Annotated in this window: 14 protein-coding genes and 1 pseudogene; 10 read left to right on the top strand and 5 right to left on the bottom strand. The window is 61.9% G+C overall.

Translation table 11 applies throughout. The annotated features are described in order from the left end of the window. Nucleotides 1-284: 284 nt before the first annotated feature. Genes J9870_RS27650 through J9870_RS27665 form a run of 4 tightly spaced genes read left to right on the top strand, consistent with a single transcriptional unit; the run spans nt 285 to nt 4,765 of the window. The gene (locus J9870_RS27650) at nt 285-1,640 is read left to right on the top strand and encodes a pitrilysin family protein (RefSeq protein WP_210641815.1); all 1,356 of its coding nucleotides are present in this window, start codon (nt 285-287) and stop codon (nt 1,638-1,640) included. Continuing rightward, nucleotides 1,633-3,123 carry a pitrilysin family protein gene (locus tag J9870_RS27655; RefSeq protein ID WP_210641823.1) on the top strand — a complete coding sequence of 497 codons (1,491 nt, stop codon included), beginning with the start codon at nt 1,633-1,635 and terminating at the stop codon, nt 3,121-3,123. Before J9870_RS27650 ends, J9870_RS27655 begins: the two co-directional genes overlap by 8 nt. Continuing rightward, complete coding sequence (gene rsmD / locus J9870_RS27660; protein ID WP_210641825.1) at nt 3,123-3,734, top strand: 16S rRNA (guanine(966)-N(2))-methyltransferase RsmD; 612 nt, start codon at nt 3,123-3,125, stop codon at nt 3,732-3,734. The genes J9870_RS27655 and rsmD overlap by 1 nt, the downstream gene beginning before the upstream one ends. A gap of 32 nt (nt 3,735-3,766) precedes the next feature. Continuing rightward, on the top strand, nt 3,767-4,765 hold the full coding sequence (locus J9870_RS27665; protein WP_210641827.1) for a hydrolase: 999 nt from the start codon (nt 3,767-3,769) through the stop codon (nt 4,763-4,765). A gap of 144 nt (nt 4,766-4,909) precedes the next feature. Here J9870_RS27665 and J9870_RS27670 read toward each other — a convergent pair whose 3' ends face one another. Both J9870_RS27670 and J9870_RS27675 read right to left on the bottom strand, forming a co-directional pair. Beyond that, on the bottom strand, nt 4,910-5,764 hold the full coding sequence (locus tag J9870_RS27670) for a sulfurtransferase (protein WP_210641829.1): 855 nt from the start codon (nt 5,762-5,764) through the stop codon (nt 4,910-4,912). A gap of 34 nt (nt 5,765-5,798) precedes the next feature. Then, nucleotides 5,799-6,469, bottom strand: a pseudogene (locus tag J9870_RS27675) (TetR/AcrR family transcriptional regulator). A 148-nt stretch (nt 6,470-6,617) separates the two neighbouring features. On the opposite strand from J9870_RS27675, the gene J9870_RS27680 reads away from it, so the two are divergent. From J9870_RS27680 to J9870_RS27700, 5 genes are all read left to right on the top strand, one after another. Then, nucleotides 6,618-8,048 carry a coniferyl aldehyde dehydrogenase gene (locus tag J9870_RS27680; RefSeq protein WP_210641831.1) on the top strand — a complete coding sequence of 477 codons (1,431 nt, stop codon included), beginning with the start codon at nt 6,618-6,620 and terminating at the stop codon, nt 8,046-8,048. A 27-nt stretch (nt 8,049-8,075) separates the two neighbouring features. Beyond that, nucleotides 8,076-8,621: a twin-arginine translocation pathway signal protein gene (locus J9870_RS27685; protein ID WP_210641833.1), complete on the top strand. Its 546-nt coding sequence runs from the start codon at nt 8,076-8,078 to the stop codon at nt 8,619-8,621. A gap of 80 nt (nt 8,622-8,701) precedes the next feature. Further along, the gene (locus J9870_RS27690; protein WP_210641835.1) at nt 8,702-10,297 is read left to right on the top strand and encodes a GMC family oxidoreductase; all 1,596 of its coding nucleotides are present in this window, start codon (nt 8,702-8,704) and stop codon (nt 10,295-10,297) included. 115 nt (nt 10,298-10,412) lie between these two features. After that, the gene (gene coaD, locus J9870_RS27695) at nt 10,413-10,892 is read left to right on the top strand and encodes a pantetheine-phosphate adenylyltransferase (protein ID WP_007897855.1); all 480 of its coding nucleotides are present in this window, start codon (nt 10,413-10,415) and stop codon (nt 10,890-10,892) included. Nucleotides 10,893-11,028: 136 nt separating this feature from the next. Then, nucleotides 11,029-11,280, top strand: coding sequence for a YfhL family 4Fe-4S dicluster ferredoxin (locus J9870_RS27700; protein ID WP_210641837.1), 252 nt, complete (start codon nt 11,029-11,031; stop codon nt 11,278-11,280). Between the two features lie 150 nt (nt 11,281-11,430). Here the strand turns inward: J9870_RS27700 and J9870_RS27705 are convergent, their stop codons facing one another. From J9870_RS27705 to J9870_RS27715, 3 genes are read right to left on the bottom strand one after another with little or no spacing between them, the layout of a single operon-like run. Then, nucleotides 11,431-11,751, bottom strand: a complete 321-nt coding sequence (locus tag J9870_RS27705) for a multidrug transporter (RefSeq protein ID WP_210641839.1) — start codon at nt 11,749-11,751, stop codon at nt 11,431-11,433. Between the two features lie 57 nt (nt 11,752-11,808). Beyond that, nucleotides 11,809-12,621 (bottom strand): bifunctional DNA-formamidopyrimidine glycosylase/DNA-(apurinic or apyrimidinic site) lyase, encoded by an 813-nt coding sequence (mutM, locus tag J9870_RS27710; RefSeq protein WP_210641841.1) that lies wholly within the window; start codon nt 12,619-12,621, stop codon nt 11,809-11,811. A gap of 29 nt (nt 12,622-12,650) precedes the next feature. Beyond that, entirely contained in the window at nt 12,651-13,466 is an 816-nt protein-coding gene (locus J9870_RS27715) for an HDOD domain-containing protein (RefSeq protein WP_210645448.1), read from the bottom strand. Between the two features lie 190 nt (nt 13,467-13,656). Between J9870_RS27715 and J9870_RS27720 the strand changes: the two genes are divergently transcribed. Continuing rightward, entirely contained in the window at nt 13,657-14,853 is a 1,197-nt protein-coding gene (locus J9870_RS27720; protein WP_210641843.1) for a class I SAM-dependent rRNA methyltransferase, read from the top strand. Nucleotides 14,854-14,904 lie beyond the last annotated feature (51 nt).

Below are 14,904 nucleotides of genomic sequence, written 5' to 3' on the forward strand. Positions count from 1 at the left end.
GATGCTGAACAGACTGCGTTTCATCCAGCTTGTTCACGCGCAACATTTTGTCGAGGTGTCCCAGGACATCTCAAGGTCGATTTTTTCGAAGGACTGGTACGGCATCGTCGGCGAAAACGCCGGGATCGACAGACAATCCCAAGGCTTCTCCGAGGAACCCAAACAGCCAGGGGTCGATAAAAGACCCGATAGGCGTGGCCGCCAGTAAAACGGATCAGTATCCTAGCACCTCCTCGCCTGCTGAGGCTAAGGCCAAGCGGGCAACCCAACAGGTTTAAACACGAATGAATGCTCTTGCCCGCCGCGCTGCAGGCCTGCTGCTCAGCACAGTTTGTCTGCCCTTTTCAGTCTTGGCTGCCGATCCACAACCCACCCACGAATTCACCCTCGACAACGGTCTGAAGGTCGTGGTGCGCGAAGACCATCGTGCGCCGGTGGTGGTGTCGCAGGTCTGGTACAAGGTTGGCTCCAGTTACGAAACGCCGGGCCAGACCGGTTTGTCTCACGCCTTGGAACACATGATGTTCAAGGGCAGCGAGAAAGTCGGCCCTGGCGAAGCGTCATTGATCCTGCGCGACCTGGGCGCCGAAGAGAACGCCTTCACCAGCGATGACTTCACCGCTTACTACCAGGTACTGGCCCGGGACCGCCTGGGCGTGGCCTTCGAACTCGAAGCCGACCGCATGGCCAGCTTGCGCCTGCCGCCGCAAGAGTTCAGCCGCGAAATAGAGGTGATCAAGGAAGAGCGCCGCATGCGCACCGACGACAAGCCAATGTCCAAGGCCTACGAGCGCTTCAAGGCCATGGCTTATCCGGCCAGCGGTTACCACACGCCGACCATCGGCTGGATGGCCGACCTGGACCGGATGACCGTCGAAGAGCTGCGTCACTGGTACGAATCCTGGTACACCCCGAACAACGCCACCCTCGTGGTGGTCGGCGACGTGACGCCTGACGAGGTCAAGACCCTGGCCCAGCGCTACTTCGGCCCGATTGCCCGGCGCAACGTGCCGGTGGCGAAAATCCCCCTGGAGCTGGCCGAACCGGGCGAGCGCCAGATCACCTTGCATGTGCAGACCCAACTGCCAAGCCTGATGCTGGCCTTCAATGTGCCCAGCATCGCGACCGCCACGGACAAGACTTCGGTCAACGCCCTGCGGCTGATCTCGGCCCTGCTGGACGGTGGCTACAGCGGCCGTATCCCGACCCAACTGGAGCGCGGCGAAGAGCTGGTGTCCGGCGGTTCGTCGAGCTACGACGCCTACACCCGTGGCGATACGCTGTTCACTTTGTCGGCGACGCCCAACACGCAGAAAAACAAAACCATCGCCCAGGCTGAAGCCGGTCTGTGGCGCCTGCTTGAACAGTTGAAAAACACCCCTCCGACGGCCGAAGAACTGGAACGCGTGCGCGCCCAGGTCATCGCCGGCCTGGTGTATGAGCGCGATTCGATCACCAGCCAGGCCACCGCCATCGGCCAGCTGGAAACCGTCGGTTTGTCCTGGAAGCTGATGGACACCGAGCTCGCCGAACTGCAAAGCGTGACCCCGCAAGATATCCAGAAGGCAGCCCAGCTGTATTTCACCCGCTCACGCCTGAGCGTTGCGCATGTACTGCCCGAGGAGAAAGCTCATGAGTGAGCGCAAAACACCGCGTCGGGTGCTGATTGGCCTGGTGTTCATCGCCCTGGCCGGCTCCCTGGCGTTCTATCTGTCCCCCACCACCGGCGTCACTGCCAGCCAGGCCTTGGATAACGCCAAGTCCGGCAACAAGCTGCAATCGCTGGCGGAACTGGACGGCAAAGCCCCCAGCCACCGCAAGCTCGACGTACAGACCTGGAAAACCGCTGACGACGCCAAGGTATTGTTCGTCGAAGCCCGGGAATTGCCCATGTTCGACCTGCGCCTGACCTTCGCCGCCGGCAGCAGCCAGGACGGCAACGCCCCCGGCCTCGCGCAGTTGACCAACGCCATGCTTAACGAAGGCGTGGCCGGCAAGGATGTCAGTGCCATTGCCCAAGGGTTCGAAAGCCTCGGCGCGGACTTCGGCAACGGTGCGTACCGGGACATGGCCGTGGCCTCGCTGCGCAGCCTCAGTGCAGTGGACAAGCGCGAACCGGCGCTGAAGCTGTTTGCCGAGGTCGTCGGTAAACCGACCTTCCCTGCCGATTCTTTTGCACGCATCAAGAACCAGTTGCTGGCCGGTTTCGAGTACCAGAAACAGAATCCCGGCAAACTGGCGGGCCTGGAGCTGATGAAGCGCCTGTACGGTGACCACCCTTACGCCCACTCCAGTGACGGCACCGCAGAAAGTATTCCGCCAATCACCCTGGCTCAGGCTCGCGCCTTCCATGCCAAGGCTTATGCCGCCGGCAACGCGGTGATTGCGCTGGTCGGCGATCTGTCCCGGGCCGAAGCCGAGGCGATTGCCAGCCAGGTGTCTGCGGCATTGCCAAAGGGCCCGGCCCTGGCGAAGACCCCGGCGCCGGTGGAACCGAAGGCGAGCGTTACCCATATCGAATTTCCGTCCAAGCAGACCAACCTGATGCTCGCGCAACTGGGCATCGACCGGGACGATCCGGACTATGCCGCAGTGTCCCTGGGCAACCAGATCCTCGGTGGCAGTGGTTTTGGCACACGACTGATGACCGAAGTGCGGGAAAAGCGCGGCCTGACCTACGGCGTGTATTCCGGCTTCACGCCGATGCAAGGTCGCGGCCCGTTCATGATCAACCTGCAAACCCGTGCCGAGATGAGCGAAGGCACGTTGAAACTGGTGCAGGACGTGTTCGCCGACTACCTCAAGAACGGCCCGACCCAGAAAGAACTCGATGACGCCAAACGTGAGCTGGCCGGCAGTTTCCCCCTGTCCACCGCCAGCAACGCCGACATTGTCGGCCAGCTTGGTGCAATGGGCTTCTATGACTTGCCACTGAGCTACCTGGAAGACTTCATGCGTCAATCCCAGGCCCTGACAGTCGAACAGGTCCGGGCCGCGCTGAACAAACACCTGAGCACGGACAAAATGATCATCGTCACCGCCGGCCCGACCGTGGCGCAAAAGCCATTACCGGCCCCCACTGACAAACCTGCCGAGCAGCCGCTCGGGGTTCCGGAGCACTAATGGCCCGCCCATCGAATTCCAGCAAAAAACCCGTGCACAACGGTGTGAATCAATTGCGCATCATCGGCGGCGAATGGCGCAGCCGGCGCCTGAGTTTCCCCGACGCCCCGGGCCTGCGTCCGACCCCGGACCGGGTGCGTGAAACCCTGTTCAACTGGCTCGCACCCTACGTGGCGGGCGCCCGGGTACTCGACCCGTTCGCAGGCAGCGGCGCGCTGTTTCTCGAAGCCCTGTCCCGTGGCGCCGCCATGGGCCAGGCGCTGGATGCCAGCAGCCTGGCAGTCTCCAGCCTGAAAGAACACCTGGGCACCCTGCGCTGCACCGTCGGCCAGGTGCAGACGGCCGACGCGCTACGATACCTGGACAGTCAACCGGCGACCCCCTTCGACCTGGTGTTCCTCGACCCGCCTTTCAACCAGAACCTGCTGCCAGCGGTGTGTGCCTTGCTTGAGCAACGCCAGTGGCTGGCCGAGGATGCCTGGGTCTACACTGAAAGCGAGACTGCCCCGTCCACCCTGGGCTTGCCTGGCAATTGGCGTTTGCATCGCGAGCAGAAATCCGGACGGGTGTATTACGCGTTGTGGCAGCGTTTGGCAGAGGACGTTGGCTGAACGGCTGGCCAGTGCATTCGAGAATAATAAAAGTGTCCGCGGCATCTGAACGTTTCGTCCCCGCCTTGGGGCTTGGCAACCCGCACTTGCAAACCTTGTGGGGGCCCCTGTGGCGCAAGACCAACCACATCGATCGCAAACGTGAACGGCTATGGCTGGACGACGGCGATTTCCTCGACCTCGACTGGCATGGCCCCCACAGTGCCGAGGCACCCTTGGTGCTGGTGCTGCACGGGCTGACCGGCTCTTCCAACTCGCCTTACGTGGCCGGCCTGCAGCAGGCCCTCGGTCGCCAGGGTTGGGCCAGTGTGGCGCTGAACTGGCGTGGCTGCTCGGGCGAGCCGAACCTGTTGCCCCGCAGTTATCACTCCGGCGTCAGCGAAGACCTGGCCGCCACTATCGTTCACCTGCGGGCGTGTCGCCCCCTGGCGCCGCTGTTTGCTGTGGGTTATTCACTGGGCGGCAACGTACTGCTCAAGCATTTGGGGGAAACGGGCAGCGATAGCCAGTTGCAGGGGGCAGTGGCGGTCTCGGTGCCATTTCGGCTCGACCAGTGTGCCGACCGCATCGACCAAGGGTTTTCCAAGTTCTACCAGGCGCATTTCATGCGTGAAATGGTCGCCTACGTGCGCAACAAGCAACGCCAGTTCCAGCACGACGGACGCCACGAAGGGCTGGCGACCCTGACGGCGCTGGGCCCGCTGGAAAACATGCGTACTTTCTGGGACTTCGATGGCCGGATAACTGCGCCGCTGCACGGTTTCTCGGATGCGGCGGACTATTATCGCCGCGCCTCCAGTCGTTATTTCATGGGCGGGATCAAGACACCGACCCTGGTCATCCAGGCCGCCGACGATCCTTTCGTGTTTCCCCACAGTCTGCCCGAACCCGCTGAATTGTCCGCCTCGACCCGACTTGAGTTGCACGCTCGGGGCGGGCATGTGGGATTTGTCGACGGATCCTTGCGGTGCCCGGGGTATTATCTGGAGCGGCGGATTCCGACATGGCTGGCCAACCTGGGCCGGGGATGAACCGTGGCGAGGTGGCGATTCATGACCACCACCATCCCTGTGGGAGCGAACTTGCTCGCGATTGCGGTATGTCAGTCAATGCACGTGCTGCTGATCCGACGCCATCGCGAGCAAGCTCGCTTCCATTGTTTTAGAGCCTGAGCGTCATTCGCCCTTTGCCACCCCGCGCTGTGGATCATTGATCCATTCACTCCACGAACCGGCATACAGCCTGCCCAACGGATACCCCGCCAGGCACAAGGCAAACAGGTTGTGACACGCCGTCACGCCGGAGCCGCAGTAGGCCACCAGTTCAGTCGGCGAACGATCTCCGAGCTTTTCGGCAAAGCGCTGCTTGAGTTGATCCGGCGGCAAAAAACGCCCATCGGCGCCCAGGTTGTCGGTAAACGCTGCGCATTGGGCGCCAGGAATGTGCCCGGCCACCGGGTCGATCGGCTCGACTTCGCCCTTGAACCGCGGCAACGCCCGGGCATCGAGCAGGGTCATGTCCAACTGGCCAAGGCGCTGTTGCAGTGCTTGTGCACTGAGCAGCAAGGCGCTGTCTGGCGCACCGCTGAAGGTCCCGCGACGGCTCTGCGGTGGGTCGAGACTCAGGGGCAGGCCGGCGGCATGCCAGGCCTTGAGCCCGCCGTCGAGGATGAACACGCCATCGCGCTTACCCAACCAGGCCAGCAACCACCAGGCCCGAGCCGCATAGGCACCGGGGCCGTCGTCATACAGCACGATGTCGCTGTCGTTGCTGATGCCCCAGGCCTGCAGGCGTTCGACCAAGGCATCAGGCTCCGGGAGCGGATGACGCCCAGTCACGCCCTTGATCACCGGTCCACTCAGGTCGCGCTCAAGATCCGCGAACGAGGCACCGGCGATATGGCCCTCGGCGTAACTGCGCTGACCATAGTCCGGGTCCTCCAGGGCAAAACGACAATCGAGGATCACCAGCCCGGGCTGTGATCTTTGCTGCTCGAGGGCTTGGGGGCTGATGAGTTGCGCGATGGACATGCTGAGCTCCTGTGGCTGAATCAAGGGTCCTATCCTACGGCCTTTCCTCCAGGGTCTGGGCCAGGGGGACGTAATACTCTTTGAACAGTGCATCCACCGCTTCGCGAGCCTGATCGGTCACGAAGCCGGCCTCCAGCACCAGCACCTGATAGACGCCACGCTTGATGGCCTGTTCACTCAGATGGCTGGAGTTTTCTCGCGTAGTGCACAGGAATCGTACCCAGGATGTGAGGATGATCCAGGCGTTAAGCGTCAGGGACTCGATCTGCACCCGGTCCATCTTCAGGATACCGGCCGCCACGAAACCCTCGTAGATGGCGGTGCCGTGGATCAGGCAGCGCTGGGAAAACCGACGATAACGGGCAGCAAGGTCCGGGTCACTGTCCAGAAGATGTTCCAGGTCCCGGTGCAAGAACCGGTAGCGCCACATCGCCGACAGCAGTTCCTGCAAGTAGAAGCGCTTGTCGTCTACCGTGGACGCCCGGCCTTGGGGGGCCGCAGGAAACTGTCCACCAGGTTTTCGTATTCACTGAACAGCACGGCGATGATCGCCTGCTTGTTGGGGAAGTGGTAATAGAGGTTGCCCGGGGACATGTCCATGTGGGCGGCGATGTGATTGGTGCTCACACTGCGCTCGCCCTGCTGATTGAACAGTTCGAGGCTGTTTTGCACGATGCGCTCGCTGGTTTTCATTCGTGGGGCCATGGTTTGGGCTTTAATTCGACGAAGGCATTGATCGGCATCTTACGACCTATCGGTCACAGGAAAAACCCAAAGCCGTTGCGGATGTCATTGACTTTCTAGAGTACAAGCTCTAGAAAACACCCATTCCAATAATATCCGGTGCCCGACAATGCCTGCCGACGTTGCTTACTTGCACGAGTCTCAACAGCAACCAGGCCAACTGCGGGCGCTCTTCGATGCCCAGCGCCAGGCCTACGCCGCCCATCCCATGCCACCGGCCGAACAGCGCCGGCAATGGCTCAAGGCATTGCGGGAACTGTTAAGCAACGAACGACAAGCGTTGATCGATGCTATCAGCCAGGATTTCAGCCACCGCAGCGCGGACGAGACGCTGTTGGCCGAGTTGATGCCGAGCCTGCATGGCATTCATTACGCCAGCCGGCACCTCAAGGGCTGGATGAAACCCTCCCGGCGCAAGGTCGGCATGGCCTTCCAACCGGCGTCGGCCAAAGTGGTGTATCAGCCGCTGGGAGTGGTCGGGGTCATCGTGCCGTGGAACTACCCGTTGTTCTTGGCCATTGGGCCGTTGGTGGGGGCGTTGGCGGCGGGCAACCGGGTCATGCTCAAGCTCAGCGAAGCGACCCCCGCGACCGGGTTGCTGCTCAAGCAATTGCTGGCCCAGATTTTCCCCCAGGACCTGGTTTGCGTGGTGCTCGGCGAGGCCGAGGTCGGCATGGCGTTTTCCAAACTACCGTTCGATCACCTGCTGTTCACCGGTGCCACCAGCATTGGCAAGCACGTGATGCGTGCCGCCGCCGAAAACCTGACCCCGGTCACCCTCGAACTGGGTGGAAAATCGCCGGCCATCGTGTCCATCGACGTTCCCCTCAAGGACGCCGCCGAGCGCATTGCTTTCGGCAAAACCCTGAACGCCGGACAAACCTGTGTCGCACCGGATTACGTGCTGGTACCGCAGAGCCGCGTCGGTGAATTCGTTGAAGCGTATCGCCAGGCGGTTCGCGGGTTTTATCCGACTTTGGCTGACAATCCGGACTACACCGCGATCATCAACGAACGACAACTGGCACGGCTCAACGGCTACATCAGCGACGCCACCAGCAAGGGCGCACTGCTGATCGAGCTGTTCGACCAAAGCCAGGGGCGGCGCATGGCCCACAGCCTGTTGCTCAATGTCAGCGACGACATGACCGTGATGCAGGATGAAATCTTCGGTCCGCTGCTGCCCATCGTGCCGTATGAGCGTCTGGACCAGGCCTTTGCCTACATCAATCAGCGGCCTCGCCCGCTGGCGCTCTACTACTTTGGCTACAACAAGGCCGAACAGAATCGCGTGCTCCACGAAACCCATTCCGGTGGTGTCTGTTTGAACGACACGCTGTTGCACGTTGCCCAGGATGACATGCCGTTCGGCGGCATCGGCGCCTCGGGGATGGGGCACTACCACGGGCACGAGGGTTTCCTGACCTTCAGCAAGGCCAAGGGCGTGCTGACCAAACAGCGCTTCAACGCCGCGAAACTGATTTATCCACCTTACGGCAAGCCTCTGCAGAAGCTGATCCAGAAGCTGTTCGTCCGTTAACACGCATCTTCCCGGGCAATAACAATAATGAACCCAAGCCTGACCGATACACCCACACTGTCACGGCGCGACCTGCTGAAATTCAGCCTCGGCGCCAGCGCGTTCCTGGCCAGCGTCGGGTTGGCAGCCAGCCTGGGCGGGTGCTCGCCCAGCCAACCGGCCAGCGGGCTGGCAGCCCTGCGCGACAGCGACCTGCCGTTCCTGCGCGCTGTCATCCCCGTGATGCTGGACGGCGCCGTGGCCGTCGAAAAGATCGCCACGGCCACCGGCGCCACCCTGCAAAGCCTGGATACCGGCCTGGCTCATCTGTCGCCGTCCATGCTCAAGCTCACTCGCCAACTGTTCGACGTCCTCACCCTGGGCATTACCCGTGGGCCGCTGACCGGGGTCTGGGGCGCGTGGGAAAACGCCAGCGCCGATGACATCCGTCAATTCCTCGATCGCTGGGAAAACAGCTCACTGGACCTTCTGCGACAAGGCCATAGCTCGTTGCTGCAGATGGTGATGATGGCGTGGTACAGCCGGGCCGAGGCCTGGGCACATTGCGGGTATCCGGGACCACCAACAGTCTGAAAGCCAGGTGGTCCTGTGGGAGCGAGCAAGCTCGCTCCCACAGGGACATCGTAAACTTTAAATAATAAGAGACCCCCAGAATGCCCGTACCCGATCCCTTCCGCGAAGGCCTCGCCCGTGGCTGGACCACCCACAACGGCGCGCAGTTGACCCAGGACCTGAGCCTGGAAGCGGATGTGGCGATCATCGGCAGCGGCGCCGGTGGCGGCACCACGGCCGAAATTCTCAGCGCTGCCGGCTACCGCGTGCTGCTGATCGAGGAAGGCCCGCTCAAGACCAGCAACGACTTTAAGATGCTTGAGGACCAGGCCTACACCAGCCTGTACCAGGAAGGGCTCGGGCGCATGAGCAAGGACGGCGCCATCACCATTCTTCAAGGCCGGGCGGTGGGTGGCACGACGCTGATCAACTGGACCTCCAGCTTTCGCACCCCCGCTCAAACCCTTGACCACTGGGCCACCGAGCACAACGTCAAGGGCCACAGCCCCGCCGAGATGGCGCCCTGGTTCGAACAGATGGAGCAACGCCTGGGTGTGGCGCCGTGGCTGATTCCACCCAATGCCAACAACGACGTGATCCGCAAGGGCTGTGAACGATTGGGCTACAGCTGGCACGTTATCCCGCGCAACGTACGCGGCTGCTGGAACCTGGGCTATTGCGGCATGGGCTGCCCGACCAACGCCAAGCAGTCGATGCTGGTCACCACCATCCCGGCCACGCTGGACAAGGGTGGCGTGCTGCTTTACCTGGCGCGGGCCGAGCGCCTGATCATCAAGAACGATGGAATTGCCGGCCTGGAGTGCCTGGCCATGGACGAGCGTTGCGTGACACCGACCGGGCGACGCATCACCGTCAAGGCTCGACACTATGTACTGGCCGGCGGCGGCATCAACAGCCCAGCCCTACTGCTACGCTCCGATGCGCCGGATCCGCACGAACGCCTGGGCAAGCGCACTTTCCTGCATCTGGTGAACATGTCCGCCGGGCAATTCGACGAGGTCATCAACCCGTTCTACGGCGCCCCGCAATCGATTTATTCCGATCATTTCCAATGGCTGGACGGTGCTGCTGGCAAAATGTCCTACAAGCTTGAGGTGCCGCCCTTGCACCCAGCCCTCGCCGCCACGTTGCTCGGCGGCTTGGGGCGCGAGAACGCCCTGCACATGGCGCAACTGCCCCACACCCACGCCATGCTGGCGTTGTTGCGCGATGGTTTTCATCCAGACAGCCCCGGCGGCAGCGTCGAGTTGCGCAGCGACGGCACACCCGTGCTCGACTATCACGTTTCGCCGTACGCCTGGGACGGTTTGCGCCGGGCCTTCCACAGCATGGCCGAGATTCAGTTCGCCGGTGGCGCCAGGGCGGTCATGCCCATGCACAGCGATGCCCGCTATGTGAAAACCCTGGCCGAAGCCCGCACGCAGATCGACGGCCTTGACCTTGCCTTGTACCGCACGCGCCTGGGCAGCGCTCACGTGATGGGGGGCTGCGCCATGGGTGAAGATCCCAAAACTGCCGTCACCGACAGCCTTGGTCGTCATCACCAACTGCACAATCTCTCAATCCATGACGGTTCACTGTTCCCCACCAGCATCGGCGCCAACCCACAATTATCGGTGTACGGCCTGACGGCCCAACTGGCGACTTCCCTGGCCGAACGTCTGAAGAAATCATGAATATGCGGGTTATTCGCAGCGTCTATAGTGCTTTCTTACCCAACAGCCGACTTGGCCGACCGAGAAGGCTGCGATACCATCCGACTCCCCAACGGACACCCGCCAGGACGACGCGATGAACCGAGTGTTGTACCCAGGTACCTTCGACCCTATTACCAAGGGCCATGGCGATCTGGTCGAACGCGCCTCGCGCCTGTTCGACCATGTGATCATTGCCGTCGCCGCCAGCCCGAAGAAAAACCCGCTGTTCCCGCTGGAACAACGTGTGGAACTGGCCCGTGAAGTCACCAAGCACCTGCCGAACGTGGAGGTGGTCGGCTTCTCGACGCTGCTGGCGCACTTTGCCAAGGAGAAGAACGCCAATGTGTTCCTGCGCGGCCTGCGTGCGGTTTCGGACTTCGAGTACGAGTTCCAGCTGGCCAACATGAACCGCCAACTGGCCCCCGACGTCGAAAGCCTGTTCTTGACGCCGTCGGAGCGCTACTCCTTCATCTCGTCGACCCTGGTGCGGGAAATCGCGGCCTTGGGCGGTGATATCACCAAGTTCGTCCACCCAGCCGTGGCCGATGCGCTGACCCTGCGCTTCAAGAAATAAGCCGCCGGCTGCGATCCTCTTCGCAGCCTGGCACAACGCAGTCCATCGCGCCCGCGTGCACTGCGCTCGCCAATGCGGCACAATTGCGCACATACGTTTTCAGATGCCCGGGCCTTATGCCCCGGCAGGAGCCTGCATGTCCCTGATCATCACCGACGATTGCATCAATTGCGACGTCTGCGAACCCGAGTGCCCGAACGAAGCCATTTCCCAGGGTGAAGAGATCTACGTCATCGACCCGAACCTGTGCACCCAATGCGTCGGCCACTACGACGAACCCCAGTGCCAGCAGGTTTGCCCGGTGGATTGCATCCCCCTGGATGAAGCCCACCCGGAGACTGCAGAACAGTTGATGGCGAAATATCGCAGGATTACTGGCAAGGCTTGAGCCAGATCATTTTGTAGCGCCGATGCGGGCCCTATCGCGAGCAAGCTCGCTCCCACAAGTGATTGGCTTCAGACACAAATGGTGTAAATCCAGCAGATCCCTGTGGGAGCGAGCTTGCTCGCGATGAGGCCATCCGCCGCACCGAACGCTTCACTCCTGCCGCTCAAACCCCTCCCCCACACACCCCAGGCACCGCACGAACGTGGCCTTCGCCGGGTCCACCACCAGCGCCTTCCCCGCATCGCCAACCCCACCGCCCAGCGCGGTAAACGGCAGGGACACCACAAATGCGCCGGCACCAATCACGGTGGCGGCCAGTAACAGCGGGCGAGCAATCAGCAGGTCGCCGATCATGGCAAAGGCAGGCGGATTCTGGATGGTGTAGCGCGGGTCGCCGCTGCCATCGTTTGCCCAGACAGGCAAACCGACACTCAGCAACAGCGCAAGAACGACAGGTCGAAACAGCTTCATGTGGCGATCCTTCGGCAAAGTAGCAGTATGACTACTGACTATAGACCGTAGGCCGAATCAGCTCTGGCAGCGCGGACACCAGACACTGGCGCGCTGGCCCAGGCGAATTTCCCGCAGCCCTGTGCCACAGACCTTACACGGCTCCCCGCCCCGACCGTAGACGAACAATTCCTGCTGAAAATAACCGGGCTGGCCATCGCCGCCGATAAAGTCCCGCAGCGTGGTACCGCCACGCTCGATGGCATGGGTGAGGATGCGTTTGATCTCGACCGCCAGCTTCAAGTAACGCGCCCTGGAAATACCTCCCGCTTCCCGACGCGGATCGATGCCGGCGGCAAACAACGCTTCGGTCGCATAGATATTGCCCACACCCACCACCACCGCGTTGTCCATGATGAACGGCTTGACCGCCATGGAGCGCCCACGGGAGAGCTGGAACAGTCGCTCGCCATCGAACAGCTCGGTCAACGGCTCGGGACCGAGACGAATCAGCAGTTCATGGTTGAGTGGGTCGAGGCTCCAGAGCATCGCGCCAAAGCGCCGGGGGTCGGTGTAGCGCAAGGCCAGGCCGGATTCCAGCTCGATGTCCACGTGCTCGTGCTTGGCGGCGGGCATGCCGACTTCTACCAACCGCAGGTTGCCGGACATGCCCAAATGGCTGATCAAGGTGCCGACTTCGGCGTTGATCAGCAGGTATTTGGCCCGCCGCTCCACCTGCACGATGCGCTGGCCCGAGAGCCGCACATCGAGGTCTTCCGGAATCGGCCAGCGCAGGCGGCGGTCGCGTACCACCACGCGGCTGACCCGCTGCCCTTCTAGATGTGGCGCGATTCCGCGGCGGGTAGTTTCGACTTCCGGCAGTTCTGGCATGGGATTCTCGAGTCAGGCAAGCCCGGCACTCAACGAGTGGCGAGGTCGCGAATTTCCTGTTTCTGGGTCTGGAAGTCGTATTCCGACAAACCGATGTAATCGAGCACCAGGCTGCCGACACTATCCCACTCATGATCTTCGGCCTGATTGCCGAGCACCCGGTGGGAAGCACAGATGTTCTCGGACATTTTCAGGATCGCCAGCAGGTTTTTCAGCTGGCTGTTGTTGCGCGAAGACTCGTCGCTGAAAATCGCCAGGGCGTTGTGGTGGTTGGCGATGGCCTGGCTGACGTGATCTGGCAGGCGCCAGGACTTGGAGGTGTAGTAACCGACCACCGCATGGTTGGTGTTGAACACGCGGTTCTCGGTGTCCACCACCCGACACTCGGCATTGGCATTGGCGTAGGCCTCCTCCAGCACGCCCATGTAATCGGGAAACTGCTTGAGCATCAACGGCACGCCGCAATCGTGGAACAACCCCAACGCGTAGGCTTCGTCGCCATTTTCCAGGCCGACGCGCTTGGCCAGGGTCAGGCAGGTCATCGCCACGTCCTGGGCGGTATCCCAGAAACGGTTCAGGGTGACGATGGCGTCATCGTGCAACTCGCCCTTGATCGACTGCGCATTGATCAGGTTGATGATCGAACGACTGCCCAGCAGGTTCACCGCGCGCTGGATCGAGGTAATCTTGTTGCGCAGGCCGTAATACGGCGAGTTGACGATCTTGAGCAAGGCACCGGAAAGGCCGGGATCGTGGGAGATCAGCTTGGCGATGGTCTCCAGGTCCGGGTCGGGCATGTACTGTTCCATCTGCAGATCCACCATGATCTGCGGCTGGGGCGGCACACTGATCCCTTGCAGGGACTGTTGGATCTGTTCGGCGGAAAGTTCTTTGGACATGAGTACACACTCCGGGTCAGGCGGGGATTCTAACCCTTAAAGATGGATCCGATACACCGCCGCCCACCTATCGTCCTTCAAGCCCGCCATCCCCTGCAACACGGTATACTCCCGCTCTTTTTTCCGGAGCGACGTCATGTCCCTGCCTAGCCTGCGCCTCAAAGCCAACGCCGACCGTCGCCTGCGCGCCGGCCACCTGTGGGTCTACAGTAACGAAATCGATGTGGCGGCCACTCCGCTGCACAGCTTCAAGGCCGGCGACCAGGCCATCCTCGAAGCCGCCGGTGGCAAGCCGTTGGGCATCGTCGCGATGAGCCCCAACAACCTGATCTGTGCTCGTCTGTTGTCCCGTGACGTGAAGCTGCCGCTGGACAAATCCCTGCTGGTGCATCGCCTCAACGTCGCGCTGTCGTTGCGCGAGCGACTATTCGACAAGCCGTTCTATCGCCTGGTCTATGGCGATTCCGACTTGTTACCGGGCCTGGTGGTCGACCGTTTCGGCGATATCCTGGTGGTGCAGATCGCCTCTGCCACCATGGAAGCCCACAAGGACGACGTGATCGCCGCCCTGACCCAGGTGCTCAAGCCCAGCGGCATCCTGTTCAAGAACGACTCGGCCGCCCGCGATGCCGAGGGCCTGAACCGCTACGTCGAAACCGTGTTCGGCCTGGTGCCGGAATGGGTCGCCCTGGAAGAGAACGGCGTGAAGTTCGAGGCTCCGGTCATGGAAGGCCAGAAAACCGGCTGGTTCTACGACCACCGCATGAACCGCGCACGCCTGGCGCCATATGCCAAGGGCAAGCGCGTCCTGGACCTGTTCAGCTACATCGGCGGCTGGGGGGTGCAAGCGGCGGCGTTCGGTGCCAGTGAAGTGTTCTGCGTCGACGCCTCGGCCTTCGCCCTTGACGGTGTCGAGCGCAACGCGGCGCTCAATGGCTTCGCCGAGAAACTGACCTGCATCGAAGGCGACGTGTTCGAAGCCTTGAAGGAGCTCAAGGCCAGCGAAGAACGTTTCGACGTGATCGTTGCTGACCCACCCGCTTTCATCAAGCGCAAGAAAGACCTGAAAAATGGTGAAGGCGCCTATCGCCGTCTCAACGAACAAGCCATGCGCCTGCTCAGCAAGGACGGCATCCTGGTCAGTGCTTCATGCTCGATGCACCTGCCCGAAGACGACCTGCAGAACATCCTGCTGACCAGTGCCCGCCACCTGGACCGCAATATCCAATTGCTCGAACGCGGCGGCCAGGGGCCGGATCATCCAGTGCACCCGGCAATTGCCGAAACCCGCTACATCAAGAGCATTACCTGCCGGCTGTTGCCCAACAGTTGAGTCCCTGGCGGGGCCGGAGCGACCGCTCTGTGCCCCGTACATAGACATACG

This window comes from Pseudomonas sp. Tri1 (assembly GCF_017968885.1).
Taxonomy (GTDB): Bacteria; Pseudomonadota; Gammaproteobacteria; order Pseudomonadales; family Pseudomonadaceae; genus Aquipseudomonas.